This window comes from Sphingomonas sp. CARO-RG-8B-R24-01 (assembly GCF_022662295.1).
Classification (GTDB): Bacteria; Pseudomonadota; Alphaproteobacteria; order Sphingomonadales; family Sphingomonadaceae; genus Sphingomonas.
Window position 1 is genome coordinate 446,245 of the sequence record NZ_JAKNQI010000002.1, and the last position, 19,452, is coordinate 465,696.

The 19,452-nt window shown below is 65.5% G+C and carries 18 protein-coding genes; 11 read left to right on the forward strand and 7 right to left on the reverse strand.

What is annotated here, in order from left to right:
* Nucleotides 1-114 precede the first annotated feature (114 nt).
* Both L8G49_RS06890 and L8G49_RS06895 read left to right on the forward strand, forming a co-directional pair.
* Nucleotides 115-987 carry a dienelactone hydrolase family protein gene (locus tag L8G49_RS06890; RefSeq protein ID WP_242183472.1) on the forward strand — a complete coding sequence of 291 codons (873 nt, stop codon included), beginning with the start codon at nucleotides 115-117 and terminating at the stop codon, nucleotides 985-987.
* A 65-nt stretch (nucleotides 988-1,052) separates the two neighbouring features.
* A complete protein-coding gene (locus tag L8G49_RS06895) occupies nucleotides 1,053-1,697 on the forward strand; it encodes a glutathione S-transferase family protein (protein ID WP_242183474.1) in 645 nt (214 codons plus the stop codon).
* Between the two features lie 90 nt (nucleotides 1,698-1,787).
* Here the strand turns inward: L8G49_RS06895 and L8G49_RS20980 are convergent, their stop codons facing one another.
* The 3 genes from L8G49_RS20980 to L8G49_RS06910 all read right to left on the reverse strand — a co-directional run bounded on the left by L8G49_RS20980 (nucleotide 1,788) and on the right by L8G49_RS06910 (nucleotide 4,064).
* Entirely contained in the window at nucleotides 1,788-2,063 is a 276-nt protein-coding gene (locus L8G49_RS20980) for a DUF1289 domain-containing protein (protein WP_347272044.1), read from the reverse strand.
* A complete protein-coding gene (locus tag L8G49_RS06905) occupies nucleotides 2,015-3,505 on the reverse strand; it encodes a DEAD/DEAH box helicase (RefSeq protein WP_242183475.1) in 1,491 nt (496 codons plus the stop codon). The genes L8G49_RS20980 and L8G49_RS06905 overlap by 49 nt, the downstream gene beginning before the upstream one ends.
* A gap of 100 nt (nucleotides 3,506-3,605) precedes the next feature.
* Entirely contained in the window at nucleotides 3,606-4,064 is a 459-nt protein-coding gene (locus tag L8G49_RS06910) for a hypothetical protein (RefSeq protein ID WP_242139553.1), read from the reverse strand.
* An 850-nt stretch (nucleotides 4,065-4,914) separates the two neighbouring features.
* Between L8G49_RS06910 and L8G49_RS06915 the strand changes: the two genes are divergently transcribed.
* The 5 genes from L8G49_RS06915 (at nucleotide 4,915) to L8G49_RS06935 (ending at nucleotide 10,226) form a co-directional block, all read left to right on the forward strand.
* Nucleotides 4,915-5,721 (forward strand): ABC transporter substrate-binding protein, encoded by an 807-nt coding sequence (locus L8G49_RS06915; RefSeq protein WP_242183477.1) that lies wholly within the window; start codon nucleotides 4,915-4,917, stop codon nucleotides 5,719-5,721.
* On the forward strand, nucleotides 5,718-6,680 hold the full coding sequence (locus L8G49_RS06920) for an iron ABC transporter permease (protein WP_242183479.1): 963 nt from the start codon (nucleotides 5,718-5,720) through the stop codon (nucleotides 6,678-6,680). The genes L8G49_RS06915 and L8G49_RS06920 overlap by 4 nt, the downstream gene beginning before the upstream one ends.
* A complete protein-coding gene (locus tag L8G49_RS06925) occupies nucleotides 6,671-7,444 on the forward strand; it encodes an ABC transporter ATP-binding protein (RefSeq protein WP_242183481.1) in 774 nt (257 codons plus the stop codon). The genes L8G49_RS06920 and L8G49_RS06925 overlap by 10 nt, the downstream gene beginning before the upstream one ends.
* An 82-nt stretch (nucleotides 7,445-7,526) precedes the next feature.
* Nucleotides 7,527-9,152 (forward strand): MFS transporter, encoded by a 1,626-nt coding sequence (locus L8G49_RS06930; RefSeq protein ID WP_242183483.1) that lies wholly within the window; start codon nucleotides 7,527-7,529, stop codon nucleotides 9,150-9,152.
* A gap of 33 nt (nucleotides 9,153-9,185) precedes the next feature.
* Nucleotides 9,186-10,226: an alanine racemase gene (locus L8G49_RS06935; protein WP_242139558.1), complete on the forward strand. Its 1,041-nt coding sequence runs from the start codon at nucleotides 9,186-9,188 to the stop codon at nucleotides 10,224-10,226.
* 110 nt (nucleotides 10,227-10,336) lie between these two features.
* On the opposite strand, the gene L8G49_RS06940 is transcribed toward L8G49_RS06935, so the two are convergent.
* Both L8G49_RS06940 and L8G49_RS06945 read right to left on the reverse strand, forming a co-directional pair.
* Nucleotides 10,337-11,509 carry an acetyl-CoA C-acetyltransferase gene (locus tag L8G49_RS06940; protein WP_242183485.1) on the reverse strand — a complete coding sequence of 391 codons (1,173 nt, stop codon included), beginning with the start codon at nucleotides 11,507-11,509 and terminating at the stop codon, nucleotides 10,337-10,339.
* A 59-nt stretch (nucleotides 11,510-11,568) separates the two neighbouring features.
* The gene (locus tag L8G49_RS06945) at nucleotides 11,569-12,609 is read right to left on the reverse strand and encodes an alpha/beta fold hydrolase (RefSeq protein WP_242183790.1); all 1,041 of its coding nucleotides are present in this window, start codon (nucleotides 12,607-12,609) and stop codon (nucleotides 11,569-11,571) included.
* 79 nt (nucleotides 12,610-12,688) lie between these two features.
* On the opposite strand from L8G49_RS06945, the gene phaR reads away from it, so the two are divergent.
* The gene (phaR, locus tag L8G49_RS06950) at nucleotides 12,689-13,258 is read left to right on the forward strand and encodes a polyhydroxyalkanoate synthesis repressor PhaR (RefSeq protein ID WP_242183487.1); all 570 of its coding nucleotides are present in this window, start codon (nucleotides 12,689-12,691) and stop codon (nucleotides 13,256-13,258) included.
* Between the two features lie 26 nt (nucleotides 13,259-13,284).
* Nucleotides 13,285-13,443, forward strand: coding sequence for a hypothetical protein (locus L8G49_RS06955; RefSeq protein WP_242183488.1), 159 nt, complete (start codon nucleotides 13,285-13,287; stop codon nucleotides 13,441-13,443).
* A gap of 33 nt (nucleotides 13,444-13,476) precedes the next feature.
* Here L8G49_RS06955 and L8G49_RS06960 read toward each other — a convergent pair whose 3' ends face one another.
* Nucleotides 13,477-14,016 carry a biliverdin-producing heme oxygenase gene (locus L8G49_RS06960; RefSeq protein WP_242183490.1) on the reverse strand — a complete coding sequence of 180 codons (540 nt, stop codon included), beginning with the start codon at nucleotides 14,014-14,016 and terminating at the stop codon, nucleotides 13,477-13,479.
* Nucleotides 14,017-14,019: 3 nt separating this feature from the next.
* Between L8G49_RS06960 and L8G49_RS06965 the strand changes: the two genes are divergently transcribed.
* On the forward strand, nucleotides 14,020-14,988 hold the full coding sequence (locus L8G49_RS06965) for an AraC family transcriptional regulator (protein WP_242183492.1): 969 nt from the start codon (nucleotides 14,020-14,022) through the stop codon (nucleotides 14,986-14,988).
* A gap of 3 nt (nucleotides 14,989-14,991) precedes the next feature.
* Nucleotides 14,992-17,610: an HWE histidine kinase domain-containing protein gene (locus L8G49_RS06970; RefSeq protein ID WP_242183494.1), complete on the forward strand. Its 2,619-nt coding sequence runs from the start codon at nucleotides 14,992-14,994 to the stop codon at nucleotides 17,608-17,610.
* Nucleotides 17,611-17,670: 60 nt separating this feature from the next.
* Here L8G49_RS06970 and L8G49_RS06975 read toward each other — a convergent pair whose 3' ends face one another.
* Nucleotides 17,671-19,194, reverse strand: coding sequence for a CpaF family protein (locus L8G49_RS06975; RefSeq protein ID WP_242183496.1), 1,524 nt, complete (start codon nucleotides 19,192-19,194; stop codon nucleotides 17,671-17,673).
* Between the last annotated feature and the right edge of the window lie 258 nt (nucleotides 19,195-19,452).

Below are 19,452 nucleotides of genomic sequence, written 5' to 3' on the forward strand. Positions count from 1 at the left end.
CGCGCGGTGTCCCGGTAGCGCGACCGGGGGGGCGGCGTGCCGAAGCCATTCCGTTCACCCCCTTTTCGGCCTAGCCTGATCCAAAGCCGGCAGGCGAATCAGCAGGAGAGGCCTATGTGCGACGAGCATACCACAGCCGATAACGACGCATTCCTGGGCGGCAGCGCGATCTCGCGCCGCCAGTTCGGTACGATGACGGGCGCAGCGGGGCTTGCGATGCTGTTGCCGGGGCCCGCCAACGCCGCGCCGATCAATGGCCGCGACGTCGCGGTCACGACACCCGACGGCACCGCCGATGCATATTTCGTCGCGCCTGCCGCGGGAAAGCATCCCGCCGTGCTGATCTGGCCCGATATCATGGGCTTGCGTCCCGCCTTCCGGCAGATGGCGGATCGGCTCGCGCAATCGGGTTACGCGGTGCTCGTCGTCAATCAATTCTACCGCTCGACCAAGGCGCCGTTCCTCGCGCCGGGTGAGTCCTATGACCAGCCCGAAGTCCGCGCCAAGATCATGCCTTTCACCAAGGCGCTGAGTTCGGCGGGTACGGTCCGCGATGCGATCGCCTTTACCAGCTTCCTCGATGCGCAACCGCAGGTCGACCGCAAGCGCGGGATGGCCTCAACCGGCTATTGCATGGGCGGTCCCATGGTGATGCGCACCGCGGCGGCCGTACCCCAGCGGATCAGGGCCGCGGCGACCTTCCACGGTGGCGGCCTGGTCGGGACCGAGGCGGACGCGCCTGACAAGCTGATCCCGCAGATGAAGGCGGCCTATCTGATCGCGATCGCGGAGAATGACGATCAGCGCGCGCCGACCGACAAGGATACGTTGCGCGCGGCCTTTGCGACGGCGAAACTACCTGCGGAGATCGAGGTCTATACCGGCACCAAGCACGGTTGGTGTCCGCCTGACAGCCGGGTCTACAACGCCGAGCAGGCCGACCGGGCATGGGGCCGGATGCTGGGGTTGTTCGGGCGAACGCTGTAAACGCGATTGACCCGACCTAGAGCTCGTGTTCTACTCCTGTTCCTGGTCGATTCGGGAGAGAAACAATGGCGCTGACGCTCTATACCAACCCGGCATCACGTGGCCGGATCGTGCGATGGATGCTCGAAGAAGTCGGCGTTCCGTACGAAACGGTCGTGCTCGATTATGCGTCGAGCATGAAGGACGCGCCGTATCGCGCGATCAACCCGATGGGAAAGGTGCCCGCGATCGTCCATGACGGTCATGTGGTGACCGAGTGTGCAGCAATCTGCGCGTATCTCGCGGATGCGTTTCCCGAGGCCAGCCTGGCGCCGGCTCTGACGGAACGGGCGGATTACTACCGCTGGATGTTCTTTGCGGCCGGCCCGATCGAGCATGCGGTCACCAACAAGTCGCTCGGGACCATTCCCAACGAACAGCAACAGCGGATGGCCGGCTATGGTACGTTCGACCTGGCGATGGATACGCTGGCCAAGGCGATCACGATCAACCCGTATTTCGCGGGCGACCGTTTCAGCGCGGCCGACGTCTATGCCGGATCCCAACTGATCTGGGGGCTGCAATTCGGTCTGATTTCAGCCAATCCCTTGTTCACGGCATACGTCGAGCGTGTAACCGACCGCCCCGGGTACAAGCGCGCGGCGCAGATCGACGATGCGCTGATCGCTGCCGCGGCTGCGCCCGCTGCGCCTGCGGCGGTTGTTGGGTAGCGGAAGGGGAAGCACGGTCGGTGTGGGGCGGGCACGTCGCCGTGCGACGGCTCCTTCGGCCAGGTCCGCGGGGCCCGCGACGGCACCGACTCAGCGACCAGCGCGCGGTTTCAGGTCGGCAAGGCGGCCGGCAAGCGCGGTCATTACCTCGGCGCGCCAGTGCGACGTACCGGTCGACCAGCAGGCGATTTCTTCGAGGGTACGACCACATCCGGTACATATCGCGGTTGCCGGATCGATCCGGCAGGTCGAAACGCAAGGACTCTCGACCGGCGTGGCGACTGCCGGTTCGCCGAGCGGTGCGATGGGCGACCCGCTCAGTAGGTCAGCCGGGCCAACAGGAAGTTGGGAACCGGACCGTTCCAGTCACTGTCGGCGAACGATCGCTCATCCGCCGCCGGCACGCGGTCCTGTGGCGGCGCGAGGGGCTCGGCGCGTTCTGGCCGGTCGCGACGCGGCGTACGGTCGCGGGTGGGCTGTTCACGGCGCGATCGTACGGGGGACGGGGCTGCAACGGCTTCCACCACGGGATCTTCCGGGAGCGACGGCTCGGTGACTAGAGCCGCTACGTCGGCTTCGCTACCGAGGTTCGCGACCGCAGGATCGCTCTTCGCCTTGCTGCGGCTGCGACGCTTCTTCGGAGCGGCTGGCGCTTCTTCCAGCGCAGCCGGCTCTTCCACGACCGGCGCGGCCTCGGAGGTCGCATAGCGCTCGATCTTAAGGCCGGTCAGCTTTTCGATGTTCTGGATGTTCTCGGCGTCGTCCGGCGTTGCGAACGTGAACGCAATGCCCGTCGCACCCGCACGCCCGGTGCGCCCGATGCGATGGACGTAATCGTCCGGATGCCATGGCGCATCGAAATTGAAGACGTGGCTGACGCCCTTGATGTCGATCCCGCGTGCGGCGACGTCGGACGCGACGAGGATATTGACCTCGCCCTTCTTGAACCGGTCCAGTTCCGCGATGCGTTGCGATTGTTCCATGTCGCCGTGAATCTCGCTCGATGCAAACCCGGCGCGCTGGAGCGCCTTGTTGAGTTCGCGCACGGTCGTCTTGCGGTTCGAGAAGATGATCCCGGTCTTGACCTCTTCCGAGCGCAGCAGCTTCATCAGCGTGTCGCGCTTCTTCGCGGCGGTAACGTTGACCAGCCACTGCTTGATGTTGACGTTGGCGGTCGCGGGGCGGGCAACTTCGATCGTCTTGGGATTGGCGAGAAACTTGTCCGCGAGCTTCTTGATCGGCGGCGGCATCGTGGCCGAGAACAGCAAGGTCTGGCGCGTCTTGGGCAGTTTGGTGCAGATTTCCTCGATGTCGGGGATGAACCCCATGTCGAGCATCCGGTCGGCCTCGTCGATGACCAGCATCGAACACCCCGTCAGCAGGATCTTGCCGCGCCCGAACAGGTCCATCAAACGACCCGGCGTCGCAATCAGCACGTCGACGCCCTTTTCGAGCGCGGCGGTCTGGTCCCCCATCGACACGCCGCCGATCAGCAGTGCCATCGAGAGCTTGTGATATTTGCCGTATTTCTCGAAATTCTCGGCAACCTGTGCGGCGAGCTCCCGGGTCGGCTCGAGGATCAGCGTGCGTGGCATGCGGGCGCGGCTGCGCCCCTCGCCAAGAATGTCGATCATCGGCAGGACGAAGGCGGCAGTCTTGCCGGTGCCCGTCTGTGCAACGGCAACGAGGTCCTTGCCCATCAGGATCGACGGGATCGCGCTCGCCTGGATCGGAGTCGGCTCGGTATAGCCGGACTCGTTGACGGCGCGCTGGAGTTCGTCGGAAAGGCCGAGATCGGCAAAGGTCATGCGGTGTCCGGAATGATCGTCCGGGCGAAAGCGCCCGTAAACGACGTAGAGCGCTTGCGGATTGGGCGCCAATTGTCAAGGTAAAGGGCGATATTCAGCGTTATCGCTTTGCTTCGAGACGCTTGAACCCGTCGATCTTGCAAACGCTGCCCGATCTCGACCGGATGGAGTCGCGATCGGCACAGATCAGCCCATCGCTGGTTTGCTTGAGATACAGGCCGGAATAGAAATCGAGCGCAGGACAGCGGTCCTCCAGCTCGGCGCGCAGTCGGGTGCCATCGGCGATGATGAGGTCCACGCTGTCGGCCCCGGTGATGACCGCGCCCTCGAGCAATTCGGCGGCAATGCACTTCGGGCCCCGCTTTTCGGCCCAGCGGATCGCCCGGGTGGGCATCGATTGCTGCACCGGGTGGCCGCCAAGAACGCGCGGGATCCGGATGATGATCCGCTGGTGGATCGTCACCTGTGCAAGTTCGACGCGTTCGATCGGACCCTCCACCACGGACGCGGTCGGCGCAAGCGCAAGCATCAAGGCGAGAGGAAGGACGACATTGGTCATGGGTAACGGCGGCGTTACCCTACCGGATTGAACCGTTGCTGAACTGAAAGATTTGCAAGGGCGGCAGAACCTCTGAAACGGCGCGAAGCGCGGCGATCAAAGGACGATCGCTACGCCCACGATTACTGCCCACATCAGCAGCGAAATCAAGCTCGCGATCAACAGCCCGGTTCCGGCAGAAAGTGTCCGGCCGTGCGTCAAGGGCGTCAGGCGCCGTGCGTGTGTCCAATCAGTGCGCATCCTCAATGCTCCCGTACGAGCCCTTCTTCCGTGGAGTCTCCGCTCCATGATTACAGTGGTTAACGAGCAGTGGAAGTCTTTGTTCACGGTATCGCTCCCACGACGATCGCAAGCATACGCTGCATCGCACCATTTACGGTGGGCCCCAAGCGAGGCGATGGAGCCGGGAAGGTTTGCAGGAAAGGATGAACACATCGTGCGGATCGGTCCGAGAAGCCTCTGTTCTCGAAGTCGCCCGAGCGAAAGGCACTTGCAGCGGACGAGGCCCAAAGGTGACATGCAGGTGTTGTCTTGCAACCGACAATCACGTTCGCAGATGCGGCGCGAAAGCTGAATATTTTTTCATATTGGTTGGTCTCGACGGAGCCCGTCCCCCTGCTACGGGGCGGACCATCGTCCGATTCCGGGACACTTTGAGCCGCAGCGATCGAATCATGGTCAGGAGCGACCCGACGCGCGGGTCGCGACGACCGCAAGAAAGGTCGCGCCCCGCTGTCGATCGACAACGCGCCGTCGCGTCGACAAGCGCCCGGTTGCTCCGTACCAGATCTTGGCCAATCACGGCATCGATGGCGGGCGGCTCAGACTCCATGCGGATAAGGCACGATTGATGCGGTGGCCGCTCCTGCTTCTGGCGCTCGTGTCCGGCTGCGCGGAACCGCAGCGCGAGCCGATTCAAAGCGGCGGGATCGTTTCGACCAACCCGTGCGCGGATGCGATGCTCGTCGATCTCGCGCCGGAACGGATAAGGGCGATCAGTCGCTATTCGCAGGATCCGACGGCGAGTTCGCTGCCGCTGGACGTTGCGCGCCGGTTCTCCACGACTGCCGGAACCGCCGAGGAGGTGATCGCGCTGCACCCGGCGCTGGTCGTCACGTCCAGCTTTACCCCGATTGCGACACAGGCCGCATACCGTCGTGCAGGACTGCCCGTCTTGACCCTCGATTCCCCCCGAAGCGTGGCGGCCAGCGAGGCGCAGATCAGGACCCTGGCGGAAGCGGTCGGCGAGCCGCAGCGGGGCAGGGCAATGGTTGCGCGGATCGATGCGGCGCTCGCAGCGGTGCCGCGGCGGACGCCTGCGATCGATGCGCTGTTGTTTCTGGGCGGGTCGCTGGCCAATGGTCCGGGCAATCTCCTCGATGAGTTGATGCGACGGGTGGGCTTTGCCAATGCCGCGCAGCACTACGGGCTCACCTACAGTACGTCCGTCACCATGGAGACGATCGTCGCCGCTCCGCCCGCGCTGCTACTCGAACCCGGGCCGACGCGCGGCGGGATGTTGCGCGGAAAAGTGCTCGCGCGCATGGGCGCGGCGACCCGGTTGGCAGCGATCCCGCGAGCCCTCCTCAATTGCGGGGGACCCTCGATCGTTCCCGTGATCACCCGGCTTGTGGCGATCCGAAGGACCTTTGGATGATCCGCCAACATTTGGTTCTCGTTTTGCTGGTCGTTGCCGGCTTCGCCCTGTCTCTTATGGCGGGCAAGCTGTGGATCGCACCGAACGTCTGGATGGAGGCTGGGCGCGACGGGGCGATCCTGCTGGAGCTGCGCTTGCCACGCGCGCTGCTCGGCCTCGGGATCGGTGCTATGCTCGGTCTGTCCGGGGCGGTGCTGCAGGGGTATCTCCGCAACCCGCTCGCCGATCCCGCGGTGATCGGCGTGTCGTCCAGTGCGGCGCTGGGGGCGGTCGCGGCGATCGTCCTGGGCACCGCAGCCGGCCCCGTCGCGCTGTTCGCCTGCGCGATGGCGGCGGCGGCGGGGGCGATGGCGTTGCTCGCGGCGCTGACGTGGCGGCGGGCAAGCAGCGTGCAGTTCATCCTTGCCGGCACCGTGCTGGCCAGTTTGTCGGGCGCGCTGACCGCGTTTCTCATTTCGATCGCACCAAACCCCTATGCCGTCGCCGAGGTGCTCGACTGGCTGATGGGGGCGCTGACGGACCGTGGGATGGACGATGTCCGGAACGCGTGTCCCTTTCTGATCGTCGGCGGTGTGTTGCTGGCGATGACCGGTCGATCGCTCGACGCGCTCGGTCTGGGGGAGGAAACCGCGCGGTCGCTCGGCGTACGCCTCGGTCGGGTGCAGACGCTGGTCGTCCTGGGAACCGGGCTGGGCGTGGGTGCCTGTGTCGCGGTTTCGGGCGTAGTGGGGTTCGTCGGGCTGATCGTGCCGCATGTACTGCGGCCGTGGTTCGGCGCACGGCCGTCGCGGTTGTTGCTGCCGAGCGCGTTGGGCGGCGCGGCCCTGGTCCTGGTCGCGGACAGCCTGTGTCGGCTCGCGCCCGGCGCGGGCGAAGTTCGGCTGGGGGTTGCGATGGCGATGATCGGCGCGCCGTTCTTCCTCTGGCTGTTGCTCCGGGGGCGCGTCCCATGGAGTTGATCGTTGCTGGCCTCGATGTCCGGCTGGGTGGGCGGACGGTGTTGCGCGGGATTGACGCGATGTTTCGACCGGGCCGGATCACCGCGATCCTCGGCCCGAATGGCGCCGGCAAAAGCAGCCTCGTCAAGACGATGGCCGCCCTGATCACGCCAGTCAGCGGCGGCGTGCAGCTTGGCGGACGCGATGTCGCCACGCTTGCACCGCGCGAGCGCGCGCGATCGATCGGGTACCTGCCGCAGGATGGCAGGGCGTATTGGGACGTGCCGGTACGCGACGTCGTCGCGCTCGGGCGCTTGCCGTATCGCAGCCCGTTCGCCGCGGAAGCGGCCGCCGATCGTGCCGCCATCGCGGAGGCGATGCGCGCGACCGGGACGACGGCGCTGGCCGAGCGCGGGATTGCCACGCTTTCGGGCGGGGAGCGTGCGCGGGTGCTGCTGGCGCGAACCCTCGCGGGAACCCCGGACTGGTTGCTCGCCGACGAGCCGTTGGCTGCGCTCGATCCGTCGCATCAGTTCGACATGCTCGATCGGTTGCGTGCCGTGGCGACGGCTGGTCGGGGCGTGGTGATCGTCCTGCACGATCTGCTTCACGCCGGGCGTGTCGCTGACGACGTGCTGTTGCTGCGCGATGGGCGTGTCGTTGCGCATGGACCGGTGCTGGAAACGATGACGGCCGCCCGCTTGAGCGCCGTGTTCGACATCGCGGTCTCCGTTGCGCTGGATGCGCACGGGCGCCCCGTCTGCATCGCGACCGGCCGCGGCTGAACCCCGGGCAGCGCTTGCCGCGGCGTGGAAACCGCTTATCGTCGCCGACACGGCCAATATGGCGTTGGATGAGGGGTGAACGATGGCAACGATCCTGGCGGGCGACGTAGGACCGAGCTTGCCCGACGCCATGCCGGAGCCCAGCCGCCGCGACATCCAGCTGATCATCACCGCTTCGTCGCTGGGTACGATTTTCGAATGGTATGACTTTTTCATCTACGGGACGCTTGCCGCCTCGGGGATCATCGGCCGGACCTTCTTCCCCGCGCAGAGCGAGTTGCTCCAGACGCTCTATGCCTGGGCAGGGTTTGCGGTCGGCTTCGGTTTCCGGCCACTGGGTGCGATCCTGTTCGGGTTTCTCGGCGATCGTCTTGGCCGTAAATACACGTTTCTGGTCACGATCGCGATGATGGGCCTGGCAACGGCGGCGGTCGGCATGGTGCCTTCCGCCGCCGCGATCGGTCTGGCCGCGCCGTTTATCGTCATCGGCCTGCGAATCCTTCAGGGGCTTGCGCTCGGCGGCGAATATGGTGGCGCGGCGATTTATGTCGCGGAGCATTCGCCACCCGGCAAGAGTGGCTATTACACCAGTTTCATCCAGGCGAGCGTCGCCGGCGGGTTCATCCTCAGTCTGGTGGTGGTACTGCTGACCAAGGGTGTCCTTGGCACCGCGGCCTGGACCGCCTGGGGTTGGCGGGTGCCGTTCGTCTTCTCGCTGCTGCTGCTGGCGGTATCGGTGTTCATGCGGCTCAAGCTGTCGGAAAGCCCGGTGTTCCGGCAGATGAAGGCCGCCGGAACGACGGCGCGCAACCCGTTCCTCGAAAGCTTCACCTATCCGGGCAATCTCAAGCGGCTGCTCGTCGCCTTGTTCGGGATTGCGGCCGGGCTGACGGTGATCTGGTACACGGCGATGTTCACCGTGCTGTCGTTCCTCGAGGGGCCGATGCGGGTCGACGAGACGACCGCGCAACTGATCGTCGGTGTCGGTGCGCTCGGCGGGCTCGGGTTCTTCGTGTTGTTCGGCCGATTGTCGGATCGCTATGGCCGCAAGACCCCGATCATTGTCGGCTATGCGCTGACCCTGGTGCTGCTCTTCCCGATCTTCTGGGTCATGGGCAGCGCGGCCAACCCCGAGCTCGCCAATGCCGCCAAGCGCGCGCCGGTCGTCGTCTCGGGGCCTGCCTGTACGTACAACCCGTTCGCCGCCAGGCAGGCGGACGCCTGCGGACAGTTGCTAGACACCCTTTCCAAGAAGGGCGTGCCGTACAAGAAGGCGCATACGCCGGTCACGCTTGTCATCATCGGGGGATCCCCGGTCGACGACATGAGTACCTCCGGGCTCGACGCCGCTTTGACCAAGGCCGGCTATAATCTAGACCGCGTCGTACCGCGGCCGGGCAGCATCGCGCTGATCCTGGTCGCGATCCTGGCGCTCAGCGCGCTTTCCGGGATCACCTATGGTCCGGTCGCGGCGTTGCTGACGGAGATGTTCCCACCGCGGATCCGGTATAGCTCGATGTCGATTCCCTATCATGTCGGTACCGGCTACTTCGGCGGTTTCCTGCCCTTCATCAGCCAGTTCATCGTCGCACGCACGGGCAACCCCTATGCCGGGCTGTGGTATACCTTCGCCGTCGTGGCGATGACACTGGTGGTGACGACGCTCTGGCTGGAAGACATCCGCCCCGCCCGATCGAAGGCGGGCTAGCCGAATGCGGCTGGGCGCGTTACCCGCGCTTGCATGATTGCCCCGCTCCGCCTTTCGCTCGATACCGCTGCCCTTGTCGCCAATTGGCGCGCGCTGGATCGATTGAGCGGGACCGCGGCGTGCGGCGCGGCGGTCAAGGCCGACGGGTATGGGCTTGGCGCCCGGGGCGTGGTCGAGCGCCTGGCGACGGCGGGGTGCCGGGACTTTTTCGTGGCGAACTGGGGGGAGGCAGCTGCCCTGGCCGATGTGGCGACCGACCGCTCGATCGCCATCTCCGTTCTGCACGGGGTTCGTCAGGACGATATGGCATTTGCGCTGCACGCGAACGCGCGGCCCGTGCTGAGTACCGTGGAGCAGGTCCGGCGCTGGCGCAATGCGGGGGGCGGGCGATGCGACGTGATGGTCGATACCGGCATGAACCGGCTGGGAATCTCCCCAGACGACGTCGCACAAGGCCTTCTGGACGGCCTGGGCATCGACACGCTGCTGAGCCATCTCGCCTGTGCGGACGAGGACGTTCCGGCGAATGCGCGGCAGCGCGACCGGCTGAACGGGCTGCGTGGCGCGACAACGGCGAAGCGGCTCAGCCTCGCCAATTCCGCCGCGATCGCGCTGGGGCCAGACTATGCGTTCGATCTGACCCGGCCCGGCCTCGCGCTCTATGGCGGCGTCCCGCGCGCCGCGCTGGCGGATGTCGTTCGGCAGGTCGCCACCCCGCAGGCGCAGATCCTGCAGCGTCGGACGCTTCGGGCAGGGGACTCGATCGGCTACAATGCGCTCTACACCGCCAGCGTGCCGGTCGAGGTGGCGATCCTCAACATCGGCTATGCGGACGGCTATTGGCGCGGCTTTACCAACACGGGGCAGGCACGGGCGGGCGATGCGGTACTGCCGGTGCTGGGGCGCGTATCGATGGATCTGACCGCGATATCGGTCGATGCCTTCCCGACCCTTGACGAAGGCGACTGGGTCACGCTCGACTTCGCCTTGCCGCGCGCGGCAGCGGCGTCGGGCATGTCGCAATATGAATTGCTGACCGGGCTCGGCCAGCGGTTCGATCGCATCTGGCAGTAAAAGGGCGCCCCCGCAGGAGCGCCCAATCCGTCGTTGCACGCGCCGGCGTAGTCCTCGCGGGGCAGCAGACACCCAAGACGCAGCGTGACAATCCGGCCCGATCGCGGCCGCTACCGCTCGATGCAGAGCGCGATCCCCATGCCGCCACCAATGCACAAGGTGGCGAGACCCTTGCGCGAATCGCGCTTGGCCATCTCGTAGAGCAGGGTCGTCAGCACGCGTGCCCCCGATGCGCCGATCGGATGGCCGATGGCGATGGCGCCGCCGTTGACGTTGACTCGTTCCGCATCCCAGCCAAGTTCCTTGCCGACCGAAAGCGCCTGCGCCGCAAAGGCTTCGTTCGCCTCGATCAGGTCGAGATCGGCCATCGTCCACCCCGCCTTCTCCAGCGCGCGGCGGGTCGCGGGGACCGGCCCGATCCCCATGATCGACGGATCGACCCCGGCCGATGCCCAGCTCGCGATCCGCCCCAGGATCGGCGACCCGCGGCGCTCGGCTTCCGTCCGCGTCATCAGAACGAGCGCGGCGGCGCCATCGTTGAGACCGGATGCGTTCGCGGCCGTGACCGTTCCATCCTTCTTGAACGCAGGACGTACCCCGGCCACGCTCTCGAGCGTCACGCCGGACCGGATATACTCGTCGTCCGCCACGATCGTGTCGCCCTTGCGCGCCTTGATCGTCACCGGTGCGATTTCGTCGCGAAACCGGCCGGCGGCGCGGGCGACTTCCGCCAGGTTTTGCGATCGGACCGAAAACGCGTCCTGGTCTCCGCGCGTGATCTGATATTGCTCGGCCAGGTTTTCAGCCGTGATCCCCATGTGATAGCCGTTGAAGACATCGGTCAGCCCGTCTTTCACCATCGTGTCGATCAGGCTCAGGTCACCCATCTTCTGCCCGCCGCGCAGGGACTGGGCATGGGCGCTCATCGACATGGATTCCTGCCCGCCCGCGACCATGATCGTCGCATCGCCGCAGGCGATCGACTGCGCCGCCAGTGCGACCGCGCGCAGACCCGAACCGCAGACCTGATTGACGCCCCAAGCCGGAATTTCCTTCGGGATACCGGCCGCCATCGCCGCTTGCCGCGCGGGGTTCTGCCCCTGTGCCGCGGTGAGGACCTGCCCAAGGATCACCTCGGAAACGTCTTCGCCCGCGACACCCGCCTGCGCCAGCGCGGCCTCGATCGCGATGCGTCCGAGCTCGTGCGCGGGCGTTGCCGCGAAGGCGCCGAGGAAGCTGCCCACGGGTGTGCGCTTTGCGGCGGTGATGACGATGTCCTGCATGGCGGGCTCCTGGATAAAACTGGGATCGCGGTGAAACGCTGCTCGAAGCGACAGACCCGCTATTTAGGGCTCGGGACCGCGTTTAGCCAGTCCGACAGCGGCTGCCACAGCTGCGCGCGCGCGCCGCTACCGACGATCATGCCGACGTGTCCTGCCCCGATGTCGCGCCGATCGGGGAGATCCGCCGCGGTCGCTGCCGGGACGATCCGATCGTTGCGGGAGACGAAGTCGATCGCCGGGAAGGGCAGTGCCTGCGGCGCGATCGCGGTGCCGGCGACGTGCCAGCGCCCGGAACCCGGAAGGTCGCGTGCGACGAACTCCTCGAACAGCTGGCGGCCCGCGGCGAACGACAGAGCGGCACCGGCATTAGCCCAGTCCTCCATCGCGACAAACTGGCGGAATGCCGGTGTATCGGCCGCGGTGCGCGAGAAGCTTTCGTATTTGGCAATGGTTCGCGCCGGATCGAGTTTCCAGAAGCCACTCTGCAACACTTCCATAGGGACCAGTCCCATGCGCGCGCACGACGGTTCGGCGGCGGTCCAGAGCCGGGCGACATCCGCGCGCGCCGCTTCGCCCAGTCCGGCGAAATGCCAGGGCGCGGCGATCAGCGCGAGCCCGGCGACGCTCGCGCATTGCGCCGCAGCGAGTGCCATCGTCCCGCCCAGACAATAGCCGACCAGAATCGGCGGCTCGGGAAACTTTGCGATCAGTGGGAGCAGGATACGCTCGACATGCTGGCTGATATCAAGCGCCTGGCCCGGATCGGGCGTGCCCCAATCGAGCAGGAACGGCCGGTGCCCTTCCGCCGCCAGCCAGCGCAGCAGCGACCGTTCGGGCAACAGGTCGAGGATATGCGCGGGGTTGATCAGGGAGGGCACGAACAACACCGCGCGGCCGGTCGAGCCGACCGGCGCATACTCCCGGACGCGGACGGTACCCTTGCGATAGCGCACGGGCGCAGGCTTTGGCGGTAGACCGCGCGGGGCATCCTGATAGGCGCGCAAACCGGCAAGCGCCGCAGACCGTCGGTCCGGCGCGGTTGCGGTCTCGGCGTGCAGCATGTCCAGAAACAGCGGGAGCGGCCGCGGACCGCGTGGCATCGCCGCAAAGCGCCCGTGTTGCAGCGCGGTAACGAATGGTGGTAGGGTCGCGAAGACCATCAGGCGGGAGCCCTTCTCCATGAAGAAGACCATTCCGGGCGACGGCCCGGTGACGATCAAGAAATATGCGAATCGCCGCCTCTATAATACCGAGACTTCGTCTTACATCACGCTGGAACACCTTGCGGCGATGACGCGGGAAGGCCGCGATTTCAAGGTCATCGATGCGAAGTCCGAAGAGGATATCACGCACAACATCCTGACCCAGATCATCATGGAAGAGGAGCAGCGCGGCCAGACCATGTTGCCGGTTCCGTTTTTGCGGCAGCTGATCGCGATGTACGGGGACTCCATGCAAGCTATGGTACCGGGGTACCTGGAAGCATCGATGGACAGCTTCCGCCGCAACCAGCAGCAGTTCAAGACCGCGGTGGAGGGGGCTTTTGCCAACTCGCCGTTCGCCGAACTGGCCAAGCAGAATATGGCCATGTTCGAAGTGGCCACCGCCGCGTTCAAGCCCGGTGGGACGGCCGTGATGCCGGGCATGCCGGGAGCCTCGGCTGCAACCGTTTCGAAAGACGAGGAAATTGCTGCGTTGAAAGCCGAGCTCGGCCGGTTGAACGAAAAGGTCGAAAAACTCGGTAGCTGATCGGCTGTTTGATGTGGTGGGCAGGGATGGCGGGTGCGCTGGCGGTGGCGGTCCTTGCAGGCGTCGCCGACTGGCGGCGCACCCGCCGCGACGATCTCGATCGGGTCGGATGGTTCGACTGGCGAACGGTCCAGATGACGGCACTGCTCGGTGCCGCATTGTGCGTCATTGCTGCGCAGCATTGAGTTCGTGGTCACGCCCCGTCTAGCGGCGCAGCGCTACCCGTCCTGCCCAGCGCCGAGCGGTTTTGCTGCACGGCGGTAAAGCTGGAAACAGGCGGACGCGCCGGCAATTGCACCGTCGATCCACGCGGGACCGCGAACCGCGCCGCGCGCATCGATCGCGGCGAGCAGCGTGCGCCATTCGCCCTTGGCATGGCGCGCCGATAGGAAGGCGACCGGTGCATCCCGGTCGGCACTACTGACGAGCACAGCGCCACCCAGCCGCGATCCCTCCAGCACATAGAGCACGCCCCAGCGCCAGCCCTCGTCGGCCGAATCCTCGAACACGAGCGGCGCGGGCATGGCGCATCCCAGCTTGTCGAGATCATCTGCCAGCAACGGCGCGCGCGGCCGCCATGTCGGAAGGGTCTCATCGTCGTGGAGAACCGCCTCGGCAGCCCGCGTCGCCCGCGCATGCGCCAGCAGGAAAGCCGTGTAATCGCGCCGGTCGCTCAGATCGAAGCTGCTGTACTCGGTGTCGGTCAGATCATGGAATGGGCGCGTCGCGGCGCGCAGGCGAACTACCGCGCTGGTCATTAAGTGGGACTGCATCGGGGTTCGCTTCTCATGGGTTCCATCGCTGCGACGAATACCATACAAAGCACAAATGCATCGAATCGCAAGAAACAATCGGTTGAGATAGTGCAGGTTCCAGCGGATCTCAGTCTGGCTTTCGCGACGGGTGCGGTCGTGCCGCGATCGTTGCATCAATGGCGCGGCTTTTCCGCAGAGCATGTCGTGACGGGTACGCAACCATATTCGTTTCAGCGTAGCGGCGAAACACAGTATCTGGCGTTGCACGACATGATTTTGGATGATGGTGAAATCGCCATCGACGGCATGGCGACCAATTACACGCGCGACTGGCGCCGATCGGTCAGCTTCATCCCCAAGGGGCGTTCGGCGCAGGGATGGGTGACCCCGGCCTCGCGGAAGAATGCCTTTACCGCCCTGTACTTCGAACCCGCCCTGATCAGCGAAGAGCTTGAGCGCCGCTATACGGTGACGAACCCTGCACCGTTTCTGTTCGTCAGGCCTCCGCCGTTGCAGGCGGCGCTCACGCGACTGGAGACCTTGCTGCTGGCGCCAAACGTCGATGAGATGCTGGCGGAAAGCGTGTGTCTGGTAGCGGCGCTCGAGGTGTTCGGCATCCAGTCCGACCCGGTCGGCGTGGGCTTGTCCGAACGGCATCTCAAGCTGGTCGACGCCTTCGTGGCGGATCATCTGGCGGACGGGATCAGCGTATCCGACCTGGCGGTGCTGTGCGGGCTGAGCCGGTTCCATTTCACCCGGGCGTTCAAGACGGCGACCGGGACGACACCTTATGCCTATGTCACGACCAAACGGATCGATCGGGCGCGCGAGTTGCTGGCCGAATCCGGGCTTGGCATCGAGCACATATCCGGGCGGGTCGGTTTTCCGACGAGCGCACAGTTCCGGCGCGCGTTCCGCGCCCGGGTTGGTTGTTCCGCCCTGGAATATCGCCGCCTGAGACGGAGAATCCGCTAAACCATGTCCGACACCGATCCATCCCTCCCGGATCTCACGATCTGCGACCGCGAACCGATCACTCGGCTGGATCGCATCCAGTCCTTCGGCTTCCTGCTGGCTCTCTCCAACGACTGGACGATTGCCCGCGCCTCGGCGAATACCGCGGAGATGTTCGGCGTTGCGCCCGACATGCTGATTGGCCGGCCGCTCGACAGCGTCATCAGCCGGCAGGCGTTGCACGACATTCGCAACCGGATGACGATCCTGCAGGCGACGTCGAGCGAACGGCTGTACGATATCGGCCTGGTCAACCCGAAGCAGCGCTTCGACCTCAGCCTGCAATATAGCGGCGAGTTGCTGGTGCTGGAGGGCGAACCATCGTTGCCGCAGGACCGGATGGAAGCAGCGTCGATGGTCCGCGCGATGATAGAGCGGTTGAAGCGCATGAAGGCGCTTGGCGAATTCCACCGCGACGCGGCGCGGCAGATCCGCGCGATCACCGGGTTCGAGCGGGTGATGATCTATCGCTTCGAGGACAATGGCGATGGCGACGTCATTGCGGAATCGACCCGGTCGAACATCGAGAGCTTCCTCGGGCTGCGCTATCCGGCGTCGGACATACCGGTGCAGGCAAGAGCCCTGTATCTTGCCAATCCATTCCGGATCATCGCCGACGTTCACGCCCCGACGGTGCCGGTGCTGCCGTTGCGTGGCGGCCCCGAGCAGGCGCTCGACATGACCCATGCCGTTACGCGCGCCGTTTCCCCGGTGCATATCGAATATTTGACCAACATGGGGGTGGGGGCCTCGCTGTCGATCTCGATCATCGTCGAGGGCAAGCTGTGGGGGTTGATCGCCTGTCATCACGGTGCCGCGCGCTGCCCGAGCTTCGTGATGCGCACCGCTGCCGAACTGTTCGGGCACATGTATTCGATGACGCTCGAAAGCCGGCTGCGCGGCGATGCCGCCGCCGCCGAGCGCAGTGCGCGCGAGCTCAGCGACCGGATGATGACCGCGATCGCCGCGGACGAGTCGCTGCTTACCAACGCCGAATGGATCCGCGACATCGTTGGCGGCATGATCCCTTGCGATGGCGTTGCGATCTTTCAGGGTGGGCGGGTATCGCTCAACGGATCGACACCGCCGGAAGAAGACGTCTACGGGATCGCCCGCTACCTCGACACCGCTTCGCCGAGCAGGGTCTTCGATACGAGCGAGCTGGCGTCGATCGAGCCGCGCTGCGCGCAGTCCGCCGATCGCGCGGCTGGGATGCTGTCGATCCCCGTGTCCCGGACGCCGCGCGACTACATCATGCTGTTCCGTCGCGAGATGCTGCAGGAAGTGCGATGGAGCGGGGACCCCACCAAGGCCGTGGTCCAAACGGATGACGGGCTCCGCCTGTCACCACGCAAGAGCTTTGCCGCTTTCGCCAGCATGGTGCGCGGAAAATCCCAGCCATTTTCGGAAGCCGATCTGCGCCTCGGCGAAGCGGTGCGGGTTGCGATCATCGAGGTGATCCTACGATATTCGGAGGCAGCGAGCGAGGAGCGCCGCCGTTCGACCGAACGCAGCGAATTGCTGATCGCCGAGCTCAACCACCGGGTCCGCAACATCCTGACGCTCGTGCGCGGTCTGATCACGCGGACCGGCCAGAGCGTCAATGGCGTGGCCGAGTACATGTCCGCGCTCAACGGTCGCGTGCAGGCCCTTGCGCGAGCGCACGACTATGTCACCCGCAACGCCTGGGGACCGGCGTCACTGGCATCTCTGTTAGAGGATGAGGTCAACACGCATCGGCGCAACGGGCACGAAGTCCTCACCGTCGACGGGCCACCCGTCCAGCTTCACCCGACCGCCATGACGACGATGGCGCTGGTCGTGCACGAACTGGCGACCAACAGCGCCAAATATGGTGCGCTGTCGACCGACGGTTGCATCCACGTGACGCTCGCCCTGCGCACGGACGGCGGGCTGGACGTGCGTTGGCGCGAGCGCGGCGGTCCGGCGGTTCAGGCGCCGACCCGACGCGGCTTTGGATCGGTCGTGATCGAGCGGACGGTACCGTTCGACCTGCAGGGGACGGCCGAAGTTCGCTATCTGCTCGGTGGGCTGGAGGCGGACTTCTACCTTCCGGCGAAACACCTCGTTCCGCCGCAGGAGGTTCCAAGCGTCGCCGCGGCGGATGTCGTGTCGCCCCATCGCACGGTGGAACAGAAGGCCAAGGCGAACAGCCCGCTCGCGGGCGCCGCCGTCTTGTTGCTGGAAGACAGCATGATCATCGCGCTCGAGACGGAAGACATGCTGTACGCGCTGGGGGCGGATCACGTGACCACAGCGTCCACCATCGCTGAAGCGGTCGCTTCGGTCGCGTCCAGCCGGTTCGATCTTGCCGTGCTGGATATCAACGTTGCCGGGCAGGTGAGCTTCGATTTCGCCAGGCGCCTGCGAGGAACCGGGGTGCCGTTCATTTTTGCGTCAGGATATGGCGATCAGGTTGCGCTCGACGGCGACGAGGCGGGGGCTGTCGTGCTTCAGAAGCCGTTCGTGCTGGACCATCTTCGGGAGGCCTTGCTTAAGGGCATCGACGGTCGGGTCGACGCATCGTCCGGTCCGGCTGGACTGCCGAAACTACCAGGGTGATCCGGGCGCCGGCAGCATAGTTCCGGGAGCGTAGCGACCGGAAGCGTCGCGCGGGTGCGCTTACAGGCACGCCTCGAGATACGCCTGGTCGAACCCGAACGTCCGCGCCTTCTCGAGCGTGTAGGGGCGCAGCCCCATCGAGCGATATTCGCCGATGATCTTGCCGTCTGCGCTCTCGTCGAGATATTCGAACTTGAACAGTTCCTGCGTGACGATCACCGGGCCTTCCATCCCGATTACCTCGGTCACGTTGGTCACGCGGCGCGACCCGTCGCGCAGGCGCTTGACCTGGATGATCATCTCGACCGAGTCCGCGATCTGACGCGAGATCGCCTCCTTGGGCACCTTGATGTCGGACATCATCACCATGTTCTCCATACGCGCCAGCGCCTCGCGCGGGGAGTTGGCGTGGAGCGTGCACATCGATCCGTCGTGACCGGTGTTCATAGCCGCCAACATGTCGAAACATTCGCTGCCACGGATTTCGCCCAGGATGATGCGATCCGGGCGCATACGCAGCGCGTTCTTGACGAGATCGCGGATGCTGATCTCGCCCTGGCCCTCGAGGTTGGCAGGGCGGGTTTCGAGCGGCAGCCAGTGCGGCTGTTGCAGGCGAAGTTCGGCCGCGTCCTCGATCGTCAGCACGCGTTCGCCCGGGTCGATCATCTTGGACAGCGCGTTGAGCATCGTCGTCTTGCCCGAACCGGTACCGCCCGAGATGACGACGTTGAAGCGGCACGCGCCCGCGATCTTCAGCGCGGTCGCCATCTTGGGCGACATCGAGCCGAACCCCGCCATCATGTCGAGCGTGATCGGCTTGGCGGAGAACTTACGAATCGAGATCGCGGTGCCGCGGAGCGACAGCGGCGGCACGATCACGTTGACGCGGCTGCCGTCCTTGAGGCGGGCGTCGGCGAGCGGCGTGGTCTGGTCGACGCGGCGGCCGACCGAGTTGCAGATGCGCTGCGCGATCTGGAACAGATGTTCCTCGTCGCGGAACTGGATCTGCGCGAGTTCGAGCTTGCCCTTGCGCTCGACATAGGTCTGGTCGGGGCCGTTGACCATGATATCGGTGATGTTCGGGTCGGCGAGCAATTCCTCGAGCGGCCCGAGCCCGAGCAGCTCGTCGACCAGCACCTTCTCGAGCGCGAACTGCTCGCGGCGGTTGAGCGTCAGTTTCAGCTCGGCGAGCACCTCGCCGATGATCGGCCGGAATTCCTCGGCTAGCTCGTCCTTGTCGAGCGTCGCGGCGGCCTCGGGATCGACGCGTTCGAGCAGGCGAGGGAGCACCTGCTCCTTGATCTTGTGGATCGAGCTTTCGAAGCCCTCGACCTTGGAATTGCCCGCGTCGCCCGACGATGCCTGGCGATCGGCGAGCCGCTGCATCGCATCCTGCTGGAGTGGGGGAAGGACGCCGAACGGATCGAGCTCCGCGGCCGAGATTGGCAGGGGGGGGAATTGCTCACCACCGGCTTCGGCTTCCGCCGGTCGCGCGCTGCCGCCGCCCTGCATCGGGCGCGCCACGCCGAACGCCGGGCGCGAACCCTGTCCTGCAATTCCAGGACGACGCCCAAATGCACTCATGCCGTCTGATTCCTCATAGCAACGACCGAGCTAGCCGGCAAAACTTGATATTTACCTAATGTGTTAGGGGTCGGAGGTAAGCAGAACGGGGACCGGTGGCCGATCCCGCTCGCTGCCCATTAATCGTGTTTTTACCGCAGTGGCGCAGAGTCAGCCGATGCGGTCACATCCCGAACTTCCTTACGATCGGACTGCGTCACCGATCAATCTTGCCGGTACGCCGCCGCGTCCGCCGTTTCTCGAACGGCATTGGCAAGC